Consider the following 25,162-nt stretch of genomic DNA (forward strand, 5'->3'; position numbering starts at 1 on the left):
GTCTTCAACAATCAGGACGGTCAGGTCGTTATTCATATCGGCTCGGCCTTGGCGGGTTGCACCAGCGGTAAAAGAAGGACAAATGCGACACCACCAATGACCGGGAACTCGACGCTCAGGCTGCCGCCGGCAGCAGCGGCCAGGCTGGCCGACAAGGTCAGGCCAAGGCCAAGGCCCTGTTCGCCGGGTTTGGTGGTGAAAAAGGGTTCGAAAAGATGCTTGCGTGCTTGCGGCTCGATGCCGGGGCCGTTATCGCGCACACGCAGGCGGTATTTGGCGTCGCTGAATTCTCCCGTCAGCCACAGTTGCGGCGGCGTAGCCTGGCCCTGCATGGCGTCCAGGGCATTGCCAATCAGGTTGACCAGGATCTGCTCAAGTCGGGTCTGATCAATTTTGAGCTGCACATCAGTAAAGTCGCGATGCAGTTGCACTCCCGACTCTTCCAGGCGACTGGCAAGCAGTTGCAGGGCGGCGTCGACAGCCTTGCCCAGGCTGGCCTGGCCTTGATCGTCACCACGACGGGCAAATGAACGCAGGTTGGCGGTGATACGCCCCATGCGGTCGACCAGATTGTTGATGGTGCTGAGGTTGTCTGCGGCAACCTTGAGATCGCCCCGTTCAAGAAAGCGTACGGTATTGCCTGACAGCGTGCGCAAGGCTGCCAGCGGCTGGTTCAGTTCATGGGCAATGCTGGTGGACATTTGCCCGATGGCGGCCAGTTTGCCTGCCTGCACCAGTTCATCCTGGGCACGGCGCAGCGTGTCTTCAGCCTGGCGCCGTTCGCGAATCTGCCCCTTGAGCCGTTCGTTGCTGGCGCGCAGGTGGGTAGTGCGTTCGGTGATCTTGCGTTCCAGCTGGTTGTTGGCCTCTTGCAGGGCTTCGCGTGCGGCCAGGCGGGTGGCGATTACTTTGCGCCGCTCGTTCCAGGCAATCAGCAAAAAGGCCAGCAAGGCAAAGGCCACCGCCACCAGGGTTCCCTGATTCGCCGCTTCCCGGCGCAGGTCCTGCAGGGGGGTGAGCAGGGTGATGTCCCAGGGGGTGTCGTTAAGCCTGCGGGTTTGCGCCAGGTAGCTGACTTCCTGGTGGTCGGTCACCACTTCGCTGCTGCTGGCGAAGGTGACTTTTTCGACACCGTCGGCCAGGTTTTCCCGCTCCAGCGGCTCCAGCTCGTTAAGTGGCCACCAGTAATACTGCAGGCTGCGGGCCAGGCGCTCCTTGGTGTCGGCGCTGAGCGGGCGGATTGACTTGAGCCGCCGGGTCGGGTCGCTGGACAGAATGATGATGCCGTTCTCGTCGCTGACGTAGGCTTCGAGACGGGCGCGTTGCCAGCGTTCTTCAAGGGCTTCGAGGCGCACCTTGATCACGGCCACGCCAATGATCTTGCCCTGCTCTTCAAGGCCGTGGGCCAGGTAGTAGCCGGGTTCGCCCGAGGTACTGCCGATGCCATAGAAACGTCCGGGCTGGCCGCGCACGGCATCCTGGAAGTAGGCGCGAAATGACAGGTCTTCACCCAGGTAACTGTCGGTATCCCGCCAGTTGCTGGTGGCCATTACGCGGCCAGTGGTGTCGAGCACATAGATGGCCCGGCTGCGGCTGCGGCGGTTGAGGCCTTCGAGGTATTGATTGACGGTGACCCGGTTCTGCACGGAGGGGTCGGCCAGCAAGCGCGAGACGCTGGATTCCAGTTCCAGCAGGCTGGGCAGGTAGGTGTATTTGCCCAGTTCACTCTCGACGGTGCGGGCATGCAGTTCCAGCTGGCGTTCGCCGGTTTCGCTCAGGGTGCGAATACCGAAGTGTTCACTGATGCGATAGCCCGCGTAACCCAGGCCGATCGTCAGCAGGATGATCAGCAGCGGCAGCAGGAAATGACGGAGCAGACGGGGTTTCACGGCAAGTGAGGGCGGAGCACCGCGATAAAGAGTGGGGTCGCATTTCATCACAGATGCCTTGAGTCAACCACTGTGCAGTGGTTGGCCGTTCACGGAGATCCACTGTGGGAGCGGGCTTGCTCGCGATGGGAGCGGCGCGGTTGATCAGTTAAACAGGATCGCTGCCATCGCGAGCAAGCCCGCTCCCACCCGAGCCGGTGGGAGCTGAGCGGGTGTTTAGTGCTGCAGGATCTTGGCGAGGAAGTGCTGGGCACGCTCGGAGCGGGCCGATACATCACCGAAGAACTCTTCTTTCTCACAGTCTTCGACGATTTTGCCCTGGTCCATAAAGATCACCCGGTTGGCCACCTTGCGCGCAAACCCCATTTCGTGGGTCACGCACATCATGGTCATGCCTTCGTTGGCCAGTTGCACCATCACGTCGAGCACTTCGTTGACCATTTCCGGGTCGAGGGCCGAGGTTGGTTCGTCAAACAGCATGACGATCGGGTCCATGGCCAGGGCACGGGCAATCGCTACACGCTGCTGCTGACCACCGGAAAGCTGGCCTGGGTGCTTGTGGGCGTGTGCCGACAGCCCGACGCGTTCCAGCAGCTCGAGGCCTTTTTTGGTGGCTTCGGCCTTGCTGCGGCCCAATACCTTGACCTGGGCAATGGTCAGGTTTTCGGTGATGGTCATGTGCGGGAACAGTTCGAAGTGCTGGAACACCATGCCAACCCGCGAGCGCAGCTTCGGCAGGTTGGTCTTCGGGTCGGCAATGGATGTACCGTCAACCACGATGTCGCCTTTCTGGAACGGTTCAAGGGCGTTGACGCACTTGATCAGGGTCGATTTGCCCGAGCCGGACGGTCCGCAGACTACAACCACTTCGCCTTTTTTGACTTCGGTACTGCAATCGGTCAGTACCTGGAAGTCCCCGTACCACTTGTTGATGTTCTTGATCGAGATCATACGGCAAACCTTTTTTGCAGACGCTTGACCAGCAGCGAGGCGGAAAAGCTGATGATGAAATACACCAGACCGGCGAAGATCAGGAACTCATTGGAGCGGCCGATGATGTCGCCACTGGAACGCGAAGCATTGAGGAAATCCACCAGGCCTACGGTGTACACCAGCGAGGTGTCCTGGAACAGGATGATGCTCTGTTGCAGCAGCAACGGGGTCATTTTGCGAAAGGCCTGGGGCAGGATGATCAGGCGCATGGCCTGGCCGTAACTCATGCCCAGGGCCTTGGCGGCACCCATCTGGCCTTTCGGGATGGCCTGTACGCCAGCCCGCACGATTTCGCAGAAGTACGCCGCTTCGAACATCACGAATGCGACCAGGCACGACTCGAAAGCCCCGATCGGGGTGTCCTTGCCGGTGATCCAGCGCAGCACGAACGGTACCGCCAGGTAGAACCAGGTAATCACCAGCAGCAGCGGAATCGAACGGAAATAGTTCACATAAGCGCCGGCCAGGTTGGCCATCCACTTGCTTGACGACAAGCGCATCAGGGCCAGTACGGTACCCAGCGCCACGCCACCGACTACGCCCATGACCATCAGCTTGAGGGTCATGACCATGCCGTTCCACAGGCCAGGCAGGGCAGGGACAATCCCGCTGAAATCGAAGAAGTCCATTATTTGCCCCCCAGAGACATAAGGCCGGGTACGGCTACTTTTTTCTCGATCAGGCGCATCAGCAACATCAGGCTCATGTTCAAGGTGAAGTAGATCAGCGTGGCCAGGGTGAAGGCTTCAAACAGGTTGGCGGAGAACTCGGCGGTCTGCTTGGTTTGTGCCAGCAGTTCCATCAAACCGATCAGCGAGGCCACGGACGAGTTCTTGAACACGTTGAGGAACTCGGAGGTGAGCGGCGGGATGATGATCCGGTAGGCCTGGGGCAGCAGCACGTTCCAGTAGATCTGCGCCATGCTGAAACCCATTGCGCGGGCCGCAGCTTCCTGGCCGCGCGGCAGCGCCTCGATACCAGTGCGTACCTGCTCGCAAACCCGTGCGGCGGTGAACAGGCCCAGGCACACGACAACGCTCAGGTAGGCCGAGGTGGTCGGGTTGAGGTCCTGTTTGTACCATTCCTGCAGGTTGGGCGGCAGCAGATCGGGCACCAGGAAGTACCAGATAAACAGCTGCACCAGCAGCGGAACGTTACGGAAAATTTCGACATAAACCGTGGCAATGCCCGCGATAAAGCGGTTCGGCAGGGTGCGCATCACGCCCAGCAGCGAACCCAGGATCAGCGCGACAATCCAGGCGACAACAGCAATAGCGATGGTCCAGCCCAGGCCGGAAATAAACCAGTCGAGATACGTCTCGCTGCCTACGCCGGTGGACTTGAAGAACACGCTCCAGTCCCAGTTGTAATTCATGCAGGGTCTCCCCTCAGGTGGGTCTATAAACAAGCACTTGCTGCAGGGAATCCGTTCTCACCCGGCAGGGTCGCCGGGCACACAAAACCCGCTCGATAACCAGCGGTTCGAGTGCTCTCTAATGCAATAAGAAGCTTAGTCCAAAGGTGGTCGACACCCCCGGGCGCAATGGCTCGCGCCCGGGAGTTTCAGACGGCTGAAATCAGGATTTCTTTTCTTCAGCCGGCTTGTCGTCTGCTGCCTTGTCGGTAGGGTTGGCAATCAACGCCTTGAGCTCATCGCTCATGGGGAACATCAGGTTCAGGCCCTTTGGCGGGATTGGCGACTCGAACCAGGTTTTGTAGGTGTCGTTGATCTTGCCCGACTTGTAATAGGCAACGATGGCGTCATCCACGGCCTTTTTGAAGTCCGGGTCGCCCTTGCGCAGCATGCAACCGTAGATTTCGTAGGACTGTGGAGTGCCGGTCACGGCCCAGTCGGTTGGCTTCTTGGCCTTGGCCATTTCACCTGCCAGCAGGGCGTCGTCCATCATGAACGCGACAGCACGGCCCGACTCCAGCATGTTGAAGGCTTCACCGTGGTCTTTTGCCGAGATCACGTTCATGCCCATCTGCTTGTCGGCGTTCATCGCCTTGAGGATGCGCTCGGAGGTGGTGCCGGCGGTGGTCACGACGTTCTTGCCTTTCAGGTCAGCGAAGTCCTTGTAAGGCGAGTCCTTTTTGGACAGCAGGCGTGTGCCGATCTCGAAGATGCCGACCGAGAAGTCGACCTGTTGCTGGCGTTCAACGTTGTTGGTGGTGGAGCCGCACTCAACGTCAACGGTGCCGTTCTGCACGAGCGGGATGCGGGTCTGGGAGGTAACCAGGTTGTACTTGATTTTCAGGTCCGGCATGTCGAGCTGTTTTTTCAGCCCTTCAACGATTGCCAGCTGTACATCGTGGGAGTAGCCAACCGGCTTGCCGGAAGCGTCCGCGATGTAGGAGAACGGAATGGAGGAGTCACGATGCCCAAGGGTGATGGTGCCGGATTCTTTGATTTTCTTCAGTGTGCCGGTCAATTCGGCTGCAAAAACTGGAGTGCTAATCAGAGCTGCAGCAATTGCTGCGCCCAAAAGTTGCGGAACGATGCGCATCGATGTTTCCTCGACATTGTTTTTTTTATTGAACCCGTTTGTGGGCCCTTTTGTACTCAGAACGTCTCAACAGGCTAAACGCTCTGTTTAAGCATTCGGCTCTGAGTGTAGAGCATGAGTCGTGCCAGACCCGAAACTTAAGTCTAAGTTTATGATTTTAAAAGAGTTATATTTTTTGATCAGGGTCGGGCCGACATGATTGGGCCGGAAAGCCGAATCATTGAGGGGTAGTGCGTTCGGAAAACCGAATGAAATGCGGGGGGAGCCATGAAGGCCTGCAGGAGCGGGTGCACGCCTGCAGGCCATGTAAACGCGGCTTAAGCGGCCTGTACCTTGCGGTGTTTCAGGTCAAGGGTGGCCATGTACTGGCTCAAATGCGCCTGCTCCTCTGCGGTGGTGAACAGGCCCAGCTTGGTGCGGCGCCACAGGATGTCCTGTGCATCCAGCGCCCATTCCTGGTTGCACAGGTAGTCGACTTCGCGGCTGTAGAGACCGCTGCCGATGTGCTCGCCCAGATCGCTCAGGCCTTGCGCGCCCTCCAGCAAGCTCCAGGAGCGATTGCCATAGGTGATTGCCCAGCGTTTGGCAATCGCGGCATCCAGCCAGCTGTACTTGCTGACAAGGGCCTCGCCCAGGGCTTTTGGCGTGGTCATGTTCTCGCCGCCCGGCAGGGTGGCGCTGGCGGTCCAGCTTGGCTTGATCTGGGTAAAGTACGGCGTCAGTTGGGCCATGGCCGACTCGGCCAGCTTGCGGTAGGTGGTCAGCTTGCCACCAAACACCGACAGCAGCGGGGCTTCGCCCTGTGCGCCAGACAATGCGAGGGTGTAGTCGCGGGTCACGGCCGAAGGGTTGTCGGACTCGTCATTGCACAGCGGGCGCACACCGGAGTAGGTGCGCAAAATGTCGCTGCGACTCACTTGCTGCTTGAAGTGGGCATTGACCACATTGAGCAGGTAGTCGGTTTCTTCCTCGGTGATGCTGACCTTGGCCGGGGCGCCGGTGTACTCGCGGTCGGTCGTGCCGATGATGGTGAACTGATCCATATACGGAATGGTGAACACAATCCGCTGGTCTTCGTTCTGCAGGATAAAGGCATTGGGTGCGTCATACAGTTTGGGCACGATCAGGTGGCTGCCCTGGATCAGGCGGATACCGTACGGTGAATCCAGCTTCAGGTCGTCCTTGATGAACTTGGCGACCCAAGGGCCGGCAGCATTGACCAGGGCTTTGCTGCGAATGGAAAACAGGCTGCCATCAGCGCGCTCCAGATTCAATTCCCACAGCCCTTTGTTACGACGCGCACCGACGCAGCGTGTCTGGGTGTGAACATGGGCGCCTTTTTCTCGCGCAGCCATTGCGTTGAGTACCACCAGGCGTGCGTCATCTACCCAGCAATCGGAGTATTCAAAGCCTTTGGTGATTTCTGCTTTCAACGGGCTGTCGGCGCCGAACTTGAGGCTGGTGGAACCTGCGAGTTTTTCGCGCTTGCCCAGGTGGTCATAAAGGAACAACCCGGCACGGATCATCCACGCCGGGCGCAGGTGCGGGCGGTGCGGCAGGACAAAACGCATCGGCTTGACGATATGCGGGGCCTTGGCCAGCAGCACTTCGCGTTCGGCCAGGGCTTCGCGCACCAGGCGAAATTCGTAATGCTCAAGGTAACGCAGGCCACCGTGGATCAGCTTGCTGCTGGCCGAGGAAGTGTGGCTGGCCAGGTCGTCCTTTTCGCAAAGGAACACAGACAGGCCGCGACCGGCTGCGTCTGCCGCAATCCCGACGCCATTGATTCCGCCGCCAATAACGGCAACGTCGTAGACCTCAGCGAGGGGAGTGGCAGGCAAGGTGGTCAGGGGCATGGAGTGGCCTCGCGTTCTTTACGCATATTTGAATGTGAACATTAATGTTCATTTTCGAAAATATTAGCGGATTAAGGCGCGCACAGCCAGCACCCTTCGATTGAAAAAACTCATCGAAGGGGGGTGAAAGGAAGAATTTCGAACATTTTAGTACGGGTACATTGATTTTGTGGGAGCGGGCTTGCTCGCGATGCAGGCGCTGCGATTCACCTGTCAGATTGCGCTGATGCCATCGCGAGCAAGCCCGCTCCCACAGGGGCGGGCGCGGGAGGCTTACACCACTTCCAGGCGGATCTTGTTTTGGGCCAGCAGTTGCACCAGTTCCGGCACGGGCGGCTGGTCGGTGACCAGGCAATCGATCAGGGTGATCGGGCCAAGGCGAACCATCGCATTGCGGCCAAACTTGCTGGAGTCCGCTGCCAGGATGGTTTGTCGGGCATTGGCGATAATTGCCTGGGAAACCCGGACTTCCTGGTAGTCAAAGTCCAGCAGGCTGCCGTCGGAATCGATACCGCTAATACCCACCAGGGCGAAATCGAACTTGAACTGATTGATAAAGTCGACGCTGGCCTGACCCACGATACCGCCATCGCGGCGTACATTGCCGCCGGCGATCAGCACTTCGAAATCGTCTTTTGCGCTCAGAATCGAAGCGACATGCAGGTTGTTGGTGATGATTTTCAGGTGGCTGTGGTTGAGCAGCGCCCGGGCAATCGACTCGGTGGTGGTGCCGATATTGATGAAGATCGAGGCGTGGTCAGGAATTTGGGCGGCGATGGCTTCGCCGATACGGCGTTTTTCATCGCGCATCTGGTCGGCGCGCATGGCGTAGGCAGTGTTTTCAACGCTGGAGTCATAGGCCGCCCCGCCGTGGTAACGGCGTAACAGATCGGCTTCTGCCAATTGGTTGATGTCTCGGCGAATGGTCTGCGGCGTGACAACGAACAACTGGGCCATTTCCTCGATGCTGACATAACCGCGCTCGCGAACGAGTTCGAGGATCTGCTGTTGGCGTGGAGGCAGATTCATGGAGTTTCCTTTGGGCGGCGAAGCAAATTCACCCATGATGCCGCAGGAATGCGCCGCCTGCTACTCGCAGGTGCCTCAAGCAACTGCGGGCGCCCAGGGCGCCCGCAGTTGTCATTGCACATACTTAGTTGCTTTCTTCGTGGGGTTCCCAGTCGCGGGTACGGCTCACGGCCTTTTTCCAGCCGGCATAGAGCTTCTCTTTGCTGGCTTCGTCGAGTGCAGGTTCGAATTCGCGCTCTACGACCGCCTTGCCGCGCAATTCATCCAGGCTGCCCCAGAAACCGCAGGCCAGACCGGCCAGGTACGCAGCACCCAATGCAGTGGTTTCACGCATTTGCGGGCGCTCAACCTGAGTGCCGAGGATGTCGGCCTGAAATTGCATCAGGAAGTTGTTGGCCACGGCGCCACCGTCCACACGCAGGGCTTTGAGGCGTTCACCAGAGTCCTGTTGCATGGCGTCCAGAACGTCGCGGGTCTGGTAGGCAATCGACTCCAGTGCTGCACGAATAATGTGATCAACGCGTACGCCGCGAGTCAGGCCGAACAGCGCGCCACGGGCATACGGGTCCCAGTAGGGAGCGCCGAGGCCGGTGAAGGCAGGTACCAGATACACGCCGTTACTGTCTTTGACTTTATTGGCGAAGTACTCGGTGTCGTGGGCGTCGTTGATGATCTTCAGTTCGTCGCGCAGCCATTGCACGGTGGAGCCGCCGTTGAACACGGCGCCTTCCAGGGCGTAGGCAACTTCGCCGCGTGGGCCGCAGGCGATGGTCGTCAGCATGCCGTGGGTCGATTTGACGGCATTGGCGCCGGTGTTCATCAGCAGGAAGCAGCCAGTGCCGTAGGTGTTTTTGGCCTGGCCCGGCTCGACGCACATTTGGCCAAACAGTGCAGCCTGCTGGTCGCCGGCAATACCGCCAATGGCGATACCGCTTTTGGTACGGCCGTAGATTTCGGAAGACGACTTCACTTCCGGCAGCATTTCGCGCGGGATATCCAGCACCTCCAGCATCTTGGCATCCCACTCCAGGGTGTGGATGTTGAAGAGCATGGTGCGTGAGGCGTTGGTGTAGTCGGTAACGTGGGTTTTGCCGCCGGTAAATTTCCAGATCAGCCAGCTGTCGACGGTGCCGAACAGCAATTCGCCCTTGCGTGCGCGCTCGCGGCTGCCTTCGACGTTGTCGAGGATCCACTTCAGTTTGGTGCCGGAGAAGTACGGGTCGGTTACCAGGCCAGTGGTGTCGCTGATGTATTGCTCGTGGCCGTCGCGCTTGAGCTGTTCGCAAATTTCGGTACTGCGACGGCACTGCCAGACGATGGCGTTGTAGATCGGGCGACCGCTTTCCTTGTCCCAGACCACAGTGGTCTCACGCTGGTTGGTAATGCCGATGGCGGCAACCTGGTCGTGATGCAGGCCGGCCTGGGCCAGGGCCTCGACCATGACCGCGCTCTGGGTGGCGAAGATTTCCATCGGGTCGTGCTCGACCCAGCCCGGTTGCGGGTAGTGCTGCTGGAATTCGCGTTGCGCCGTACACACCACGTTGGCGTCACGATCAAAGATGATCGCTCGCGAACTGGTGGTGCCTTGGTCCAGCGCAATAATGTAGTTCTTATTCTGAATATCGGTCATTTGGAAGTGCCTTGCAGAATGAGGGAGGTTGCGGGCGCCCGACAAGTAACGGGCAGTAGGTCTTGGGCGCCCCGTTTCATGATCGGGTGTCAGGATGCCTGGGTTTTCACCTGTGCTGCAGTCTCGGTGGCTGCAGCCGCAGGGGCTACATCAGGCAAGTGGCGCGCAATCAGCCCGCGATAGATCGCTGCGCCCAGGCAGGCGCCAACAATCGGTGCAAAAATCGGAATCAGGAAATAAGGAATATCGCGCCCGCCGGTGAACGAAACTTGACCCCAGCCAGCGAAGAAAGTCATCAGCTTGGGGCCGAAATCACGCGCAGGGTTCATCGCAAAACCGGTCAGTGGCCCCATCGAGCTGCCGATGACCGCGATCAGCAAGCCGATCAGCAACGGCGCCAGGGCACCGCGCGGCAAGCCGTTCTTGTCATCGGTCAGGGCCATGATGACGCCCATAAGGATAGCGGTAATCACCACCTCGACGAGGAAGGCCTGCAGGGTTGTCAGCGATGGGTGAGGGTAGGTGGAGAATACCGACGCCAATTCCAGGCTTTCCTGACTGCCGCGAACCATTTGGTGGGCTTGTTCGTAATCGAAGAACAGGTTGCTGTAGAGCGTGTAAACCAACGCCGCGGCGCAGAAGGCTCCCGCGACCTGGGCAAGGATGTAGAAAGGCAGTTTGCGTTTTTCAAAGTCGGTGAACAGGCACAGCGCGATGCTGACTGCCGGGTTCAGGTGTGCCCCGGAAACGCCTGCCGTCAGGTAAATCGCCATGCTGACGCCAATGCCCCAGATGATGCTGATTTCCCATAAGCCAAAACTTGCGCCCGCGACCTTGAGGGCTGCAACGCAACCGGTACCGAAGAAGATCAAAAGTGCGGTGCCGAGAAACTCGGCCAGGCACTGGCCTGAAAGTGTGGGGTGCTGCGATGCAGTCGACATGTAAAACCTCGTTATTGTTGTTTTTTGACGTCATCAATCAGGGTGGCAGTGCGTCTGAGCCAGGACCGTAAGTTGCGTTTTGGCATTTTATGCGGTCAGGCAAAGTCGTGTGAGTATATTCAGATTCGAAAAAATATAGACAAGAAACACTGCTGTCAAAGGTCGAAAGTGAACGGGCATTCATATTCTGACTACAGAAGCGTGATTTGGTATTGGTTTTTATGTAAGAAAACACTACAAATTGGTAGGCGTGCTTGCAACGTTTCAGCTAAAAATACGCCGCAAAGCCCCGTGCCAGCGCCTTTTTACCGGTTAATAGCCTAAAATTGGCCATCGGTTTTCCTACACTCATTCAAGACTGGAGCTGCCATGACGCCTGCGCTGGATCTGCTGAAAAAAGTTCGCGCCGAACATCGGGTACATAGCTATGAACATGACCCCAAGGCGGCTTCCTATGGCCTTGAGGCTGCAGAGAAGCTCGGGCTGGAGCCGGCACAAGTGTTCAAGACGCTGTTGGCCAGCAGTGAAAAGGGCGAGTTGCTGGTGGCTGTTGTACCGGTCGTCGGAAGTCTTGATCTGAAAGCGCTGGCCCATGCTGCCGGGGTGAAGAAAGTCGAAATGGCCGACCCTGCGGCTGCTCAGCGAGCAACCGGGTATCTGCTGGGCGGGATCAGCCCGCTGGGGCAAAAGAAGCGCCTGCGTACTTTTATTGATAAAAGTGCCGAGGGCTTTTCGACTATTTATGTCAGCGCCGGACGACGCGGGCTTGAGGTGGAACTGGCGCCTGCGGTGCTGGCAGAGCACACGCAGGCAACGTTCGCAGAAGTAGGCAGGGCGTAAGCGCTACCACTGGTTTTTAATGCGCTGCGCTGAAACGCCTTACACCTGATTCGGATTGAGGAATTTGCGCCGCGATGCTGCCGCTGGTTTGAAACATGACCAGGTGCTCGGCGGCCACGCGAATGCCTACGTCCGTTCCCGGCAAGTGGTCGGCATGGCTCGGGAAAATCGACTCCAGCTGGCTGCCTGTGGGCAGTTGCAGGCGATACAGGGTCGATGCGCCGAGGAAGGTCTTGCCGATGATCCGCGCTTTCAAATCGCTGTCGGGTGCGTAGACGATATCGTCCGGGCGCAGCAATACATCCACTGCACCGCCCGTTGGCCAGGTGTAGGCACGGTTGCCACGCAAGACCCCCAGTTCAGTTTGTACCGACTCGGGTGTGAGCAACTGACCGCGAATAAAGTAGCCCTGGCCGATAAAGCTCGCCACAAAGGGCGTCTGAGGTTCATGGTAGAGGTTGTAGGGCGTATCCCACTGCTCAAGACGGCCTTCCTTGAACACGCCAACATGGTCGCTGACAGCGAAGGCTTCTTCCTGATCGTGTGTCACCAAAATGGCACTGGTGCCACGGGCTTTCAGGATATCGCGCACTTCGTGGCTGAGCTTGCGGCGCAGCTCGCCATCCAGGTTGGAGAATGGCTCATCCAGCAACAACAGTTGCGGCTCGGGCGCCAGGGCGCGGGCGAGGGCAACGCGTTGTTGCTGGCCACCGGATAACTCGTGGGGGAAGCGCTTGCCGAGGTTTTTGAGGTTGACCAGCTCAAGCAGCTCTTCGGTCACCCGGTCTTTGTTCGGATGCTTGCGAATGCCGAAGGCAATGTTGTCAGCCACGCTCAGGTGCGGGAACAGGGCGTAGTCCTGAAACACCATGCCGATACGGCGCTTCTCGGGTGCCAATGTGAAGCCGGCGCTGGAGATCACTTCGCCTGCCAGGCTGATTTCGCCCTGGTGTACGGGTTCAAAACCGGCAATAGCGCGCAAGGTAGTGGTTTTGCCACAGCCCGACGAGCCCAGCAGACAGCCAATATCGCCGGCATTGAGGTGCAGGTTGAGGTTCTGCACCACGCTCTGGCCCTGATAACCACAGGCCAGATCACGAAGGTTAAGCAATAGCGGCTGACTCATGCGGGTTGGTACGCCGGTTGGACAAGGAATTCGAGCAGCGCTTTCTGCGCATGCAGGCGGTTTTCGGCCTGGTCCCAAGCCACGGAGCGTGGATCGTCCAGCAGGTCGAGGCTGATCTCTTCGCCACGGTGCGCCGGCAGGCAGTGCATGAACAGCACATCGTCGGCCGCCAGGTCGAGCAGGGCGCGGTTGACCTGGTAGGGAGCGAACAACTCAAGGCGCTTGGCGGTTTCTTCTTCCTGGCCCATCGATGTCCACACGTCGGTGCTGACCAGATGAGCGCCAATCACGGCATCACGCGGGTCGCGCACGATGGTTACGCGCTCGCCTGCCAGGGCCACGAATTCTGGGTTGGGCTCATAGCCTTCGGGGCAGGCCACACGCAGGTTGAAGTCAAACTGGATGGCGGCCTCTATATAGCTGTTGCACATGTTGTTGCCGTCGCCGATCCAGGCAACGGTTTTGCCTTTGATCGATCCGCGGTGCTCAAGGAAGGTTTGCATGTCGGCCAGTAACTGGCATGGGTGCAGATCATCCGACAGACCATTGATAACCGGTACGCGGGAATTGGCCGCAAACTCGGTCAGGGTGCTGTGGGCGAAGGTGCGGATCATGACGGCGTCGAGCATGCGCGACATCACGATGGCGCAATCGCCGATCGGCTCGCCGCGGCCAAGCTGGGTATCGCGAGGCGAGAGGAAAATGGCCTGGCCACCGAGCTGGATCATGCCGGCTTCAAATGACAGGCGGGTACGGGTTGATGACTTTTCGAAAATCATGCCCAGTACGCGACCTTTCAGAGGTTCGAACAGCACGCTGCGCTGGCGCAGGTCCTTCAGCTCGATACCGCGACGAATCACGCTGACTAGCTCTTCGGGAGTGCAATCCATCAGGGAGAGAAAGTGCCTTGCGCTCATCATTAACTACCTTTTATTGCAACGATCGCAGATGCTCAAAGCCGGAGTTTTCGGAAAAACGGGCGAGACCTGCGGCGAAAGCCGCACGCGGCGACGAAATAGGGGAAGGCGCGATCTTATAAGGAAATGTCGCGTCTTGCCAACAAGGGTCATGTGTTGAGAGGTGTGAGCGGGTCTTGCGCTGCATCAGCCACATCAGGCAATTTGCCTTACCTCAGCTGCCCATTTGTACACTGCCGCAGCGCTGCTTGGCAATTGCGAGGGGGGATTTGTAGAGTGATGAGGGGCAGACTATTGTCTGTCGGGGAGACCGAGCGTGACGCTCGGCTTTCCGTTACAATGCGCCACCGTGCCGACATCTGCGTCGGAAAGTTCAGCCGAGGTGCTCCATGGATATCATCGAAACTATTAAAGACCAGATTGCCAACAACACCATTCTGCTCTACATGAAAGGCTCCCCGAATGCCCCGCAGTGCGGCTTTTCGGCCAAGGCTGCTCAGGCAGTGATGGGCTGTGGCGAGAAGTTCGCTTACGTGGACATCCTGCAGAACCCGGAAATCCGCGCCAACCTGCCAAAGTACGCCAACTGGCCGACGTTCCCGCAACTGTGGGTAGGTGGTGAGTTGGTTGGCGGTAGCGACATCATGGCTGAAATGGCCGCCGATGGTTCTTTGCAGGCTCTGATCAAAGAAGCTGTCGAGAAAGCCGCTGCAAACAAGACTGAAGCTTGATATCAGTCGCGTAGTTACAGTCTTTATGTAACACGCATAAAAAGCCCCGCCACTGTGATGAACAGGGCGGGGCTTTTTAATGGGGATTAGTTACTCGCCCATTTGCGATTGCAGGTAATTCTCAATACCCACTTTGTCGATCAGGCCCAACTGGGTTTCCAGCCAGTCGATATGTTCTTCTTCCGACTCAAGAATATCTTCGAGCATTTCGCGGCTGCCAAAGTCACCGACAACTTCACAATGGGCAATGGCGGCCTTGAGGTCGGCATGGCCGGTCTTCTCGATGCGCAGGTCACACTCCAGCATTTCCTTGGTGTGCTCGCCGATATGCAGCTTGCCCAGGTCCTGTACGTTTGGCAGGCCTTCCAGGAACAGGATGCGTTTGATCAGCTTGTCCGCGTGCTTCATCTCGTCGATGGACTCGTGGTACTCATGCGCGCCCAACTTCTCCAGGCCCCAATCCTGATACATGCGGGCATGCAGGAAGTATTGGTTGATTGCCACCAGTTCGTTGCCGAGAATTTTGTTGAGGTGCTGAATAACTGAAATGTCGCCTTTCATGGCTGGGGCCTGCCTTAATTAACTGTATATAGGGCAGAGTTTGATCCGCACCTGGCAGACTGTCAAACCTAAGTATTTGAATAATAAATGAAAATTAATCGGAATAAGAATGTTTGTGTTCCGCGTCTTGAAGCTAAGCACTTGAATTTTGGGCATAAAAAAACCGGACGCTATGTCCGGTTCTTTGGAATTTGTTAATCAGGCGACTGAAAATTCTGCCGGGAAACTCATCACGGCCTGGCTGGCTTGCAGCGAGGAGAGGGTTTCACGAACCACTTGCTTGGCCAGGCAGGCACATTTGCCGCATTGGCTGGCAACACCTGTCGCTTCGCGCACTTCACGGTAGCTGCAGCAACCGTCATAGATTGCGTCGCGGATTTTTCCATCGGTGACGCCAGTGCAAAGGCAAACGTACATAAATAAGAACCATCGCTGGTTGGGATTCAATGAGCAGATCTTAATGTTAACGAGAATGATTGTCAAAGTACCTTGAGTCTCAATTGAGGGGCTTGCGCACTGTGCTGACGAACGGTCTGGGGTGTCGGGTTTTTGGACCCTGAAAAAGGGTTAAGGCCCGATCCGACGAGCGGTGTATGATGGCCGGTCATTTTCATGCAGCACACCAGGAGATATCCAATGAGCGTACTCGTAGGCAAACAAGCCCCAGACTTCACCGTCGCCGCCGTACTTGGCAATGGCGAAATCGTTGACGGCTTCACGCTGTCCACCGCCATCAAAGGCAAATATGGCCTGGTGTTCTTCTACCCGCTGGACTTCACTTTCGTTTGCCCGTCCGAGCTGATCGCTCTGGATCACCGCATCCCTGATTTCCAGGCGCGTAACGTTGAAGTGGTTGCCGTGTCCATCGACTCCCATTTCACTCACAACGCATGGCGCAACACCCCGGTGAACAATGGCGGCATCGGCCAGGTGAAATACACCATGGCTGCCGACATCAACCACGCCATCTGCAAGGCTTACGACGTTGAAACCGAAGGCGGCGTTGCGCTGCGCGGCGCGTTCCTGATCGACGACAAGGGTGTTGTACGCTCGCAGATCGTCAACGACCTGCCACTGGGCCGCAACATGGACGAGCTGCTGCGTCTGGTTGATGCCCTGCAATTCCACGAAGAGCACGGCGAAGTTTGCCCGGCCAACTGGAAAAAAGGTGACAAGGGCATGACTGCTTCGACTGCAGGCGTTGCTGCTTACCTGACCGAGAATGCTGACCAGCTGTAATCGTCAGTTTCAGGCATAAAAAAACCGGACCCAGTGTCCGGTTTTTTTATGCTGCGCTGTAAGCCTTTACGACAGGATCAGTCGTTGAAGTCTTTCCAGCCGCCCATTTGTTTCCAGCTGTTGACGATGCCACAGAACAGCTCGGCGGTTTTCTCGGTGTCGTAACGTGCCGAGTGTGCTTCACGTCCATCAAAATCGATGTCAGCGGCCTGGCAGGCTTTTGCCAGGACGGTCTGGCCATAGGCCAGCCCAGCCAGGGTCGCGGTGTCGAAGCTGGAGAACGGGTGGAACGGGTTGCGCTTCATGTCCAGGCGCGCGACAGCGGCATTCAGGAAGCCCAGGTCGAAGCTGCTGTTATGGCCCACCAGGATGGCGCGTTTGCAGCCATTGGCTTTCAGGGCCTTGCGTACACCGCGGAAGATATCGGTCAGGGCGGTCTCTTCACTGACGGCCATGCGCAGCGGGTGATCGAGCTTGATCCCGGTGAACTCCAGGGCGGCGGCTTCGATATTGGCGCCTTCAAACGGCTCTACACGGTGGAAGTAGGTGTGCTCGGGGAACACGAAGCCTCTTTCGTCCATGCCGATCGTGACGGCAGCAATTTCCAGCAAGGCATCGGTAGCGCTGTTGAAACCGCCGGTTTCAACATCGATTACGACCGGCAGATAACCGCGAAAGCGCTCTGCCATCGGGTGGCGTGGTCCGCCGCCGTGGCCGCCTTCGTGTTCGTCATCATAATGGTCGTCACTCACAGCTGTTCCTCCAGCAGGCGCCAGCGCAGTGTTTCACCGGCGCGCAGCGGAATTACGGTCAGCGCGCCGAAAGGCAGGCTGGTTGGGGCAGTCCACTCCTGGCGAACCAGGGTGATGTGTTCGGTGCTGACGGGCAGACCGTAGAAGCGCGGGCCATTCAAGCTGGCAAAGGCTTCCAGTTTGTCCAGCGCATTGCGCTGTTCGAAAGCTTCGGCATACATCTCGATGGCAGCGTAGGCGGTGTAGCAACCGGCGCAACCGCACGCGGCTTCCTTGGCGTGCTGGGCGTGAGGTGCCGAGTCGGTGCCCAGGAAGAACTTCGCGCTGCCGCTGGTGGCCGCATCCAGCAGGGCTTCCTGATGGGTGTTGCGCTTGAGGATCGGCAGGCAGTAGAAGTGCGGACGAATGCCGCCAACCAGCATGTGATTGCGGTTGTACAGCAGGTGATGAGCGGTAATGGTTGCGCCGACGTTGGCCGAAGCCTCGTTGACGAACTGCACCGCGTCCGCGGTGGTGATGTGCTCAAACACGACTTTCAGTGTTGGGAAACGCTCTACAACGCGGCGCATATGCTCGTCGATGAAGATCTTTTCGCGGTCAAAGACGTCTACGCCGGCGCGGGTGACTTCACCGTGGATCAGCAAAGGCATGCCGACTTCAGCCATGACCTCCAGAACCGGGAAGATCGCATCGATGCTGGTTACACCGGAGTCGGAGTTGGTCGTTGCCCCTGCCGGATACAGCTTGGCAGCATGGACGAATCCGCTGGCCTTGGCCGTGCGAATGTCTTCTGGCTGGGTACGGTCGGTGAGGTACAGCACCATCAGCGGCTCGAAGCGGCTGCCGGCGGGGCGAGCAGCGAGGATGCGCTGGCGATAAGCGTCGGCCTCGGCAGCATTACGCACCGGAGGTACCAGGTTTGGCATGATGATGGCGCGGCCAAAAGTGCGCGCTACATCCGCGACAGTGTGAGGCAACACGGCACCATCGCGAAGATGTATATGCCAGTCGTCGGGACGCAGCAGGGTCAGGCGGTCAGACATTGGGGATTCCAGGCGGGTCGAACTGAAGTGAATGCTACCGGAAAAGACTCTGTCAGGCACTCGCTATCAAGTTTTGTGATTGCTGACCGATAGCTGATGAGTATGCCGTAAATCTGTGGCCTGTTTTTTTGCAGTACAAGCCTGTGGAGCCTCCCGTGCGCCAGTGTTATCTCATCCTGCTCAGTATGTTTGCCAGCCTGCCGGCCACGGCCCTGACTTTTCAGACGCGGCTGGAGAATATCGAATGGAAAGTGGAAGGTGACAAGTTCGAGTGCCGTCTGATTCAGCCCATCACCGATTTTGGTTCTGGCGCTTTTGTAAGACGTGCAGGCGAACAGGCTGTGTTTCGTCTTAATACCTACAACGGCATGTTGGGCGAGGGCTCTGCCAAGCTCTTGGCCGCCGCCGCGCCGTGGCAACCGGGCCGTGGCGATATTGACCTGGGCTCGGTGCGCATTGGTCGTGGGCAAGTGCTTTTCAACAGTTCACAGGCCCAGGCCGCCAATTTGTTTCGCGGCTTGATTGAGGGACGCAGCCCTTTGGTCAGGCATTACTCCCGTGAGGGTAATGTCTCGGAAGTACGCCTGCTGCCTGCCAGGTTTCGCCAGGCTTACGGCGATTACGAGGCCTGTACCGCCAAGCTGTTACCGAAAAACTTTGAGCAGGTCAGACAAAGCCAGATCGGTTTCCCCGGAGGCGGGACCGAACTGGACGCGCAGGCCCGGGCCAACTTGCAGGTCATGGTCGACTATTTGAAGGCAGACCCTGGCGTCAACCATGTCATTCTCGACGGGTATTCCGATAACCAGGGCAATCGCCTGACCAATCGTGAACTGTCACGACGCCGGGCATTGGCGGTTATGGAGTATTTCAAGCAGAACGGCCTGCAGGAATCGCAGATCACGGTGCGCTTCCACGGTGAGCAATACCCCTTGGCGGCGAATACCAGCCGGGCAAACCGTGCGAAAAATCGCCGGGTTAGCGTCCGGCTGGAGCGGTTACCAGTGCCTGAAAAAGCTGCGCCTTCTGTAGGCGTCAGTAACCCTGCGGCCATTTCCTGAGGCAACGGCCTCGTCGCGTCTTTGATATAAACTGTCGCTTTGTCGTCTTAAGCTGTCGCGCCTCTGTAAATTCATGGATATGGGCGGTAGACTGTTCGGCTTTTCGAACAACCCGTGGAGTGATGGCATGGCGGACGTAAACAAGGTCGTTCTGGCTTATTCGGGCGGCCTGGACACTTCGGTGATCCTGAAGTGGCTGCAGGATACTTATAACTGTGAAGTCGTAACCTTTACTGCTGACCTGGGTCAGGGTGAAGAGGTCGAACCTGCACGCGCCAAGGCGCAAGCCATGGGCGTCAAGGAAATCTACATTGATGACCTGCGCGAAGAGTTTGTTCGTGACTTCGTTTTCCCGATGTTCCGCGCCAACACCGTTTACGAAGGCGAGTACCTGCTGGGTACTTCCATTGCACGTCCGCTGATTGCCAAGCGCCTGATTGAAATCGCCAACGAAACAGGCGCAGATGCCATTTCCCACGGTGCAACGGGTAAAGGTAATGACCAGGTTCGTTTCGAACTGGGCGCTTATGCCTTGAAACCAGGGGTGAAGGTGATTGCTCCTTGGCGTGAGTGGGACTTGCTCTCGCGTGAAAAGCTGATGGATTACGCTGAAAAGCATGCAATCCCGATCGAGCGTCACGGCAAGAAAAAATCCCCGTACTCGATGGATGCCAACTTGCTGCACATCTCCTACGAGGGCGGTGTGCTGGAAGACACCTGGACCGAGCACGAAGAAGACATGTGGAAGTGGACCGTCTCTCCAGAGAACGCTCCTGACAAGCCGCAGTACCTGGAACTGACCTACCGTAACGGCGACATCGTTGCGCTGGACGGTGTTGAGATGACACCTGCGACTGTTCTGGCAACGTTGAACCGCATTGGTGGCGAACACGGCATCGGCCGCCTCGACATCGTTGAGAACCGTTATGTCGGCATGAAGTCCCGTGGTTGCTACGAAACCCCGGGCGGCACCATCATGCTGCGTGCTCACCGCGCCATTGAGTCGATTACTCTGGACCGTGAAGTGGCTCACTTGAAAGACGAGTTGATGCCCAAGTACGCCAGCCTGATCTACACCGGCTACTGGTGGAGCCCTGAGCGCATCATGCTGCAGCAGATGATTGATGCTTCCCAGGTTCACGTTAACGGTGTTGTTCGCCTCAAGTTGTACAAGGGTAACGTGATTGTTACCGGTCGCAAGTCTGATGAATCGTTGTTTGATGCCAACATCGCAACCTTTGAAGAGGACGGCGGCGCTTACAACCAGGCTGACGCAGCCGGCTTTATCAAGTTGAATGCATTGCGCATGCGCATTGCTGCAAACAAAGGCCGCAAGTTGTTCTGATTCGCGCCCGTACAGAAAAACCCCGGCCAATTGGCCGGGGTTTTTTTTGCCTGGAATTGCGGTACTGAGGAGCGTCTCAGGCAGGGTTGAGTATGGCCAGCCTGTGGGCGTCGGTGTTGTAGCTGATAATGGTTGTATGGGCAATGACTGACGTATATTTGAAGTTGTCGATGGCCAGTTTAAAGGCCTGTGGTGCGATGTGGGAGTGCTGGTTGGTGAGCAGTAGCAGTACGTCATGCTTGTGGTTGTGTTTGTCCTTGCGGGTGGCTTTGTAATAAATGTGCAGCACCTGTTCGGGGGGGCTTTGCTGAGGGGCGCGCAAGTGGGGATGATTCAGGTCAATAAGATGAAGTTTCTTAAACTCTGTTGCTTCCATGACCGCATGACTTTTTGCAGCGAGCGTTGCACCGGGTTTCTCGGAGCCAGGGAGTGGGGGTGGGTCGCTGTCATAAACTCTGTGGCCTTGGGGGAGAAATAACAAGTTTGGCGGGCTATATGCGTTATACGGGAAGCCTGAAAAGTGGAGGGGGGGAGAAAACTGTGCGGCTATTGCTGTGCCCCCAGGCAAGCGGGTTTGTTCCGCTGGGGGGCCGCAAGAGCGTGTCGCTCCCCCATGAGTGTGGTCGGCCTTGGACAGGTCTGCAGGGGTGTAAAGCGTTTTGTTGTTGAAGTTCAGGGTCAGGAAAAACAAGATGATCAGCAATGTTGGAAAAACTATAAGAAACCAGACATATATTTTTTGATGTTCACTGTCGATATAGGGCAACGATACTGCCGCAGAAGCCTCCGTTAACATTGAGAAAATCGCGATAACGGTGAGTGGGTTATTGGCTTTTATGCTGTTTTTGATCATGGGCGTACCTGCAAGTGAAAGGTGGCGTGGGCAGGAAAAAGACGTGGGTGGTGGTATAGGGCAATCGAGGAATCCACTGCTGGCAATACGCAAGCCTGGCGATTGAACCGGTAGTGTGGTGGGTGTCGGGTAATATTTTTCAAATTAGCCGTGTTTTTTTGAACCCGCAAATCAATGGCAGGCGCTTGAAGGTTGCCCGATGAACAGCGTTGACGATTGCTTGGTTAATAATGCTTTGTGTGTAGGAAAGATGTCGCCATTTCAGAGGGTTTAATGAAGGGTTAAGTTTTTTCTGTAGGTATATGTAAGTTTTTTAGTCGGGTGAGTCAATAAAGCGCTCGAGTGTGGCGAGTTGCGGGTTGTGGCTGCCCCTGTCGACTTATTGTTTTGGCTGGTGTGTATTGCACTTGGCTGGAGAATACCGGGTTTTGTTTGGATATGATTTTATGTTTGGGGATTTTCCTAATGATTTGTAGTCCTATTCTGTAAGTATGAAATTGTAATATTTTCCCGTCGAAAAATAGTAGATTTCAGTTTGGGCAACTATTGGTGTGTGACTCCGTGGTTTTATGTGTTTTATGGTGGTTGATAGATCTTTGTAGTATTTTTTGCTAATTGGAGGTGAGTGGTGTAGTTGGATCAATCTGTTTTCGGCGAGTTATGGGTTCGCGTTATATCTTTACTTTGGTTTTGTTTTTGCGCGCTTTTTACAGGTCAGGTGAACACAGTGCTAGTGTATGCCGGGGTTTGTTTTTGTGGTCCAGGAGCAGCCTTGAATGCAGCGGCTCAACTGCGGAGTAAGTATGGATCTTTAGTTTATATGGGTGATTTCTGTAGGTTGAATCTTCAATATTTGTAGGAATTGTCTTTGGTTATTAATGCTTGGGGGGGGTGCTATGCCCAGTCTGTTACGACTAGGCTATGGTGCTGGTTCAGATAATTCGAATAGCTATAAATTGGAATGGCCCATGAATAAAGTGCTGATCGTGGATGATCATCCTGTAATTCGTCTTGCTGTACGTATGCTCATGGAACGACATGGCTACGAGGTCATTGCCGAGACGGATAATGGAGTGGATGCTTTGCAACTAGCGCGTGAATATGCGCCTGATATTGTAATTCTGGATATAGGGATACCAAAGCTTGACGGGCTTGAAGTTATAGCACGGTTGTCTACGCCGGCAGTGCCTATCAAGGTGCTGGTATTGACCTCGCAAGCACCCGGTCATTTTTCCATGCGGTGCATGCAGGCGGGTGCTGCTGGTTATGTCTGCAAGCAGCAGGACCTGACCGAGCTGTTGAGTGCAATCAAGGCAGTGCTGTCTGGTTACAGTTATTTCCCCAATCAAGCCTTGCACTCGGTGCGTTCAAGCTTGGGGAATGCCAGTGAAGCCGATATGGTCAATCGCCTTTCTGGGCGAGAAATGATGGTGTTGCAGCAGTTGGCGCGAGGCAAGAGTAACAAGGAAATTGCGGATGGCATGTTTCTGAGCAATAAAACGGTAAGCACCTACAAAACGCGACTTTTACTGAAACTCAATGCCCGTTCACTTGTAGATTTGATTGAGCTGGCACAGCGCAATGGGCTGGTGTGAAGAGAGGGGCATGAAGATGTGATACCCAAAGCCCCCAGAATAAAAAGCCTCCGCTACAGGAGGCTTTTAATATCGTGTCTGCGGGTTACAGGTCGTAGCCATAATCTTCCAGCTCTTTTCTGAGCCGTTTTTCTTCCAGCAGTGCGTCAATGGTGCGGCGTTTGGCCAAATTGGTTTTGGCAACCTCTACAACAGGTTCTACGACTTCGTCCGAATCGACGACTGCAAAATCTTCCTCTACTTCCAGTTCTTCTTTGCCAGTGCTCATTCAGTTCACTCCAGGCTAAGACAGTCAATGGCGCCCCTTATAGCGATAATCGCGACGCGGGTAAAAAAGATTTTCTCAATCGATCAGTCTATAAAATCTCTATCGCTCAATCATCAGAGGTTTTTTCTTTGAAATCGCACAAGTCCTCTATGCGGCAGCTGCCGCAGCGTGGCTTGCGCGCCTGGCACACATAACGCCCGTGCAGGATAAGCCAGTGATGGGCGTCCAGCAGGTAAGGTTTTGGAACGAATTTCATGAGGTTTTTTTCGACCTCCACTACGTTTTTACCGGGGGCAATACCGGTTCTGTTACTGACCCTGAAAATATGGGTGTCTACGGCCATTGCCAGTTGCCGGAACGCGGTATTGAGCACAACGTTTGCTGTTTTACGCCCTACTCCGGGTAAGGCTTCAAGCTCTTCACGGGTCTGTGGGACCTGGCTGTGATGGCGCTCAATCAATAAGCGACAGGTTTCAATGACGTTCCTGGCCTTGCTGTTATACAGGCCTATGGTCTTGATGTACTGCGACAGCCCATCTACTCCCAGAGCGTAGATGGCTTCTGGGGTATTGGCGACCGGAAACAGTTTGGCCATTGCCTTGTTGACGCTGACGTCAGTGGCCTGTGCCGACAGGATCACGGCGATAAGCAGTTCAAAAGGCGATGTGTAGGCCAGTTCAGTTTTAGGTTCAGGATTGTCTTCGTGAAACCGGCGAAATATTTCAAGGCGCTTTGCGGCGTTCATGGTTAAAAACGTTCCTGAAGAGCTGTCTGTTAAACGGTGGGGCGCTTATATGAATTTTTCAAGCCTTGCCAGGATCCAGCGCATTGAGCCTGGACTCTGCCTGAGTAACAGCGTCAGTCAAAAGGCTCAGCTCGGTGCTGGAAAGCGCTTGGTTAATGGCTTTTTTGAGTTCGGCGCGGCGCATGGCCAGCTGGATTTTGGCGCGCTTGAGTTCAGCTGTATTGGCGAGCGGCGCGGGTGCCAAGGCTTGCGGGGTTGACTCCAGTTGCGCCAGTGCCTGCTGCGCAGACTCAAACTGCTGTTGCAGTATCACCAGTTGGGATTGCTGCTGGGCGATCGGGGGATGCCCGAATGCCTTGAGCGATTTGTTCAGTTGCGCGCGGGCCATAGCCAGGGTGACCTTGGCCTTTTTTAGCGCGGCGTCATGGGGGGTATCACTGGCTGCCCCGCCGACTTCGGCTTGCATGCCGCTGATGGCCTCTGCAGGTGGGCGCTGGGCACGGGCAAGGCGTTCGGCTTGCCGGTGTTGCTCTTCGCGGCGCAGGCGTTCGTCGCGCCGCTCATAGCGCCTGCGGGCATGCTCGCGTTTCTGGTTGCGGGCGCTGAACTGCTCTGCAGTTTGAGCGAGGCCTCCGACAATCGGGATGACATTGGCAGGCAGCGGGCGCATTTCAATGCAGTCCACCGGGCAGGGCGCTACGCAGAGGTCGCAGCCGGTGCATTCATCGACAATCACGGTGTGCATCAGCTTGGCGGCGCCAAGAATGGCATCGATCGGGCAGGCCTGAATGCATTTGGTGCAGCCGATGCATTCGGCCTCGCGAATATAGGCCACTTGCGCCGGAGCCTGGCCGCGCTCAGTGTCCAGTTGCAGCACGGGAACCCTGAGCAAACTGGCCAGTGCAGCGATGGTCTCGGCCCCGCCAGGCGGGCACTTGTTGATGGCTTCGCCTTGGGCAATGCCTTGCGCATAGGGTTTGCAGCCGGGGTGGCCGCATTTTCCGCATTGAGTTTGCGGCAATAATGCATCAATACGTTGAATCAGGCTCATGGTGTGATCAGTCCAGTTACAGCGGGTCGCAACCGGGCGACGCTCAACATGCGCAGAGATAAATAGGGGGCGTTACGGTCAAGCATGCGTGCAGGATCGTTCAGCTTGGCAAATGCTGCTGATTATCCGGCATGACGGGAAGGGCGGCTACTGATCAACAGCGTCTGGTGGCCTGCAGGCCACCAGACGG

Annotated in this window: 25 protein-coding genes; 6 read left to right on the forward strand and 19 right to left on the reverse strand. The window is 56.7% G+C overall.

What is annotated here, in order from left to right; all coding sequences use genetic code 11:
• Positions 1–32 precede the first annotated feature (32 nt).
• The 9 genes from aauS to BLU25_RS20115 all read right to left on the reverse strand — a co-directional run bounded on the left by aauS (position 33) and on the right by BLU25_RS20115 (position 10,845).
• Entirely contained in the window at positions 33–1,937 is a 1,905-nt protein-coding gene (gene aauS, locus BLU25_RS20075; RefSeq protein WP_083369801.1) for a two-component sensor histidine kinase AauS, read from the reverse strand.
• Positions 1,938–2,105: 168 nt separating this feature from the next.
• Positions 2,106–2,840, reverse strand: coding sequence for an amino acid ABC transporter ATP-binding protein (locus tag BLU25_RS20080; protein ID WP_016779681.1), 735 nt, complete (start codon positions 2,838–2,840; stop codon positions 2,106–2,108).
• Entirely contained in the window at positions 2,837–3,511 is a 675-nt protein-coding gene (locus BLU25_RS20085) for an amino acid ABC transporter permease (protein WP_016779682.1), read from the reverse strand. Before BLU25_RS20085 ends, BLU25_RS20080 begins: the two co-directional genes overlap by 4 nt.
• A complete protein-coding gene (locus tag BLU25_RS20090) occupies positions 3,511–4,257 on the reverse strand; it encodes an amino acid ABC transporter permease (RefSeq protein WP_016779683.1) in 747 nt (248 codons plus the stop codon). The genes BLU25_RS20085 and BLU25_RS20090 overlap by 1 nt, the downstream gene beginning before the upstream one ends.
• Positions 4,258–4,459: 202 nt before the next feature.
• Positions 4,460–5,389: a glutamate/aspartate ABC transporter substrate-binding protein gene (locus tag BLU25_RS20095; RefSeq protein WP_016779684.1), complete on the reverse strand. Its 930-nt coding sequence runs from the start codon at positions 5,387–5,389 to the stop codon at positions 4,460–4,462.
• A 317-nt stretch (positions 5,390–5,706) separates the two neighbouring features.
• A complete protein-coding gene (gene glpD / locus BLU25_RS20100) occupies positions 5,707–7,245 on the reverse strand; it encodes a glycerol-3-phosphate dehydrogenase (protein ID WP_016779685.1) in 1,539 nt (512 codons plus the stop codon).
• Between the two features lie 273 nt (positions 7,246–7,518).
• Positions 7,519–8,274, reverse strand: coding sequence for a DeoR family transcriptional regulator (locus tag BLU25_RS20105; RefSeq protein WP_016779686.1), 756 nt, complete (start codon positions 8,272–8,274; stop codon positions 7,519–7,521).
• A 124-nt stretch (positions 8,275–8,398) separates the two neighbouring features.
• The gene (glpK, locus tag BLU25_RS20110) at positions 8,399–9,904 is read right to left on the reverse strand and encodes a glycerol kinase GlpK (protein ID WP_016779687.1); all 1,506 of its coding nucleotides are present in this window, start codon (positions 9,902–9,904) and stop codon (positions 8,399–8,401) included.
• Between the two features lie 89 nt (positions 9,905–9,993).
• Positions 9,994–10,845 carry an MIP/aquaporin family protein gene (locus BLU25_RS20115; protein ID WP_016779688.1) on the reverse strand — a complete coding sequence of 284 codons (852 nt, stop codon included), beginning with the start codon at positions 10,843–10,845 and terminating at the stop codon, positions 9,994–9,996.
• Positions 10,846–11,214: 369 nt separating this feature from the next.
• Between BLU25_RS20115 and ybaK the strand changes: the two genes are divergently transcribed.
• Positions 11,215–11,685, forward strand: a complete 471-nt coding sequence (gene ybaK, locus BLU25_RS20120) for a Cys-tRNA(Pro) deacylase (RefSeq protein ID WP_016779689.1) — start codon at positions 11,215–11,217, stop codon at positions 11,683–11,685.
• Positions 11,686–11,701: 16 nt separating this feature from the next.
• Here ybaK and BLU25_RS20125 read toward each other — a convergent pair whose 3' ends face one another.
• Entirely contained in the window at positions 11,702–12,811 is a 1,110-nt protein-coding gene (locus BLU25_RS20125; protein ID WP_083369802.1) for an ABC transporter ATP-binding protein, read from the reverse strand.
• Complete coding sequence (argF, locus tag BLU25_RS20130; RefSeq protein WP_029611270.1) at positions 12,808–13,728, reverse strand: ornithine carbamoyltransferase; 921 nt, start codon at positions 13,726–13,728, stop codon at positions 12,808–12,810. Before argF ends, BLU25_RS20125 begins: the two co-directional genes overlap by 4 nt.
• 389 nt (positions 13,729–14,117) lie before the next feature.
• Here argF and grxD point away from each other — a divergent pair, with 389 nt between their 5' ends.
• Entirely contained in the window at positions 14,118–14,459 is a 342-nt protein-coding gene (gene grxD, locus BLU25_RS20135; RefSeq protein ID WP_016779691.1) for a Grx4 family monothiol glutaredoxin, read from the forward strand.
• Positions 14,460–14,549: 90 nt separating this feature from the next.
• On the opposite strand, the gene bfr is transcribed toward grxD, so the two are convergent.
• Together bfr and BLU25_RS20145 are read right to left on the reverse strand one after the other, a co-directional pair.
• A complete protein-coding gene (bfr, locus tag BLU25_RS20140) occupies positions 14,550–15,020 on the reverse strand; it encodes a bacterioferritin (protein ID WP_016779692.1) in 471 nt (156 codons plus the stop codon).
• Between the two features lie 198 nt (positions 15,021–15,218).
• Complete coding sequence (locus tag BLU25_RS20145) at positions 15,219–15,437, reverse strand: bacterioferritin-associated ferredoxin (RefSeq protein WP_016779693.1); 219 nt, start codon at positions 15,435–15,437, stop codon at positions 15,219–15,221.
• 219 nt (positions 15,438–15,656) lie between these two features.
• Here BLU25_RS20145 and BLU25_RS20150 point away from each other — a divergent pair, with 219 nt between their 5' ends.
• A complete protein-coding gene (locus tag BLU25_RS20150; protein WP_016779694.1) occupies positions 15,657–16,259 on the forward strand; it encodes a peroxiredoxin in 603 nt (200 codons plus the stop codon).
• 77 nt (positions 16,260–16,336) lie between these two features.
• Here BLU25_RS20150 and rnt read toward each other — a convergent pair whose 3' ends face one another.
• A complete protein-coding gene (gene rnt, locus BLU25_RS20155; RefSeq protein ID WP_016779695.1) occupies positions 16,337–17,011 on the reverse strand; it encodes a ribonuclease T in 675 nt (224 codons plus the stop codon).
• Positions 17,008–18,054 (reverse strand): dihydroorotase, encoded by a 1,047-nt coding sequence (gene pyrC / locus BLU25_RS20160; protein ID WP_016779696.1) that lies wholly within the window; start codon positions 18,052–18,054, stop codon positions 17,008–17,010. Before pyrC ends, rnt begins: the two co-directional genes overlap by 4 nt.
• Positions 18,055–18,209: 155 nt before the next feature.
• Here pyrC and BLU25_RS20165 point away from each other — a divergent pair, with 155 nt between their 5' ends.
• Positions 18,210–19,115, forward strand: coding sequence for a flagellar protein MotY (locus BLU25_RS20165; RefSeq protein ID WP_016779697.1), 906 nt, complete (start codon positions 18,210–18,212; stop codon positions 19,113–19,115).
• 127 nt (positions 19,116–19,242) lie between these two features.
• Positions 19,243–20,460, forward strand: coding sequence for an argininosuccinate synthase (locus tag BLU25_RS20170; RefSeq protein ID WP_016779698.1), 1,218 nt, complete (start codon positions 19,243–19,245; stop codon positions 20,458–20,460).
• 76 nt (positions 20,461–20,536) lie between these two features.
• On the opposite strand, the gene BLU25_RS23485 is transcribed toward BLU25_RS20170, so the two are convergent.
• The gene (locus BLU25_RS23485) at positions 20,537–21,313 is read right to left on the reverse strand and encodes a hypothetical protein (RefSeq protein ID WP_139803956.1); all 777 of its coding nucleotides are present in this window, start codon (positions 21,311–21,313) and stop codon (positions 20,537–20,539) included.
• 968 nt (positions 21,314–22,281) lie between these two features.
• On the opposite strand from BLU25_RS23485, the gene BLU25_RS20180 reads away from it, so the two are divergent.
• Entirely contained in the window at positions 22,282–22,908 is a 627-nt protein-coding gene (locus tag BLU25_RS20180; RefSeq protein ID WP_029611271.1) for a response regulator transcription factor, read from the forward strand.
• An 85-nt stretch (positions 22,909–22,993) separates the two neighbouring features.
• Here BLU25_RS20180 and BLU25_RS20185 read toward each other — a convergent pair whose 3' ends face one another.
• From BLU25_RS20185 to rsxB, 3 genes are all read right to left on the reverse strand, one after another.
• Complete coding sequence (locus BLU25_RS20185; RefSeq protein WP_016779702.1) at positions 22,994–23,176, reverse strand: PA3496 family putative envelope integrity protein; 183 nt, start codon at positions 23,174–23,176, stop codon at positions 22,994–22,996.
• A gap of 106 nt (positions 23,177–23,282) precedes the next feature.
• Positions 23,283–23,921, reverse strand: a complete 639-nt coding sequence (gene nth / locus BLU25_RS20190) for an endonuclease III (protein WP_016779703.1) — start codon at positions 23,919–23,921, stop codon at positions 23,283–23,285.
• A 58-nt stretch (positions 23,922–23,979) separates the two neighbouring features.
• Positions 23,980–24,972: an electron transport complex subunit RsxB gene (gene rsxB, locus BLU25_RS20195; protein ID WP_016779704.1), complete on the reverse strand. Its 993-nt coding sequence runs from the start codon at positions 24,970–24,972 to the stop codon at positions 23,980–23,982.
• Between the last annotated feature and the right edge of the window lie 190 nt (positions 24,973–25,162).

Source organism: Pseudomonas fragi, assembly GCF_900105835.1.
Taxonomy (GTDB): domain Bacteria; phylum Pseudomonadota; class Gammaproteobacteria; order Pseudomonadales; family Pseudomonadaceae; genus Aquipseudomonas; species Aquipseudomonas fragi.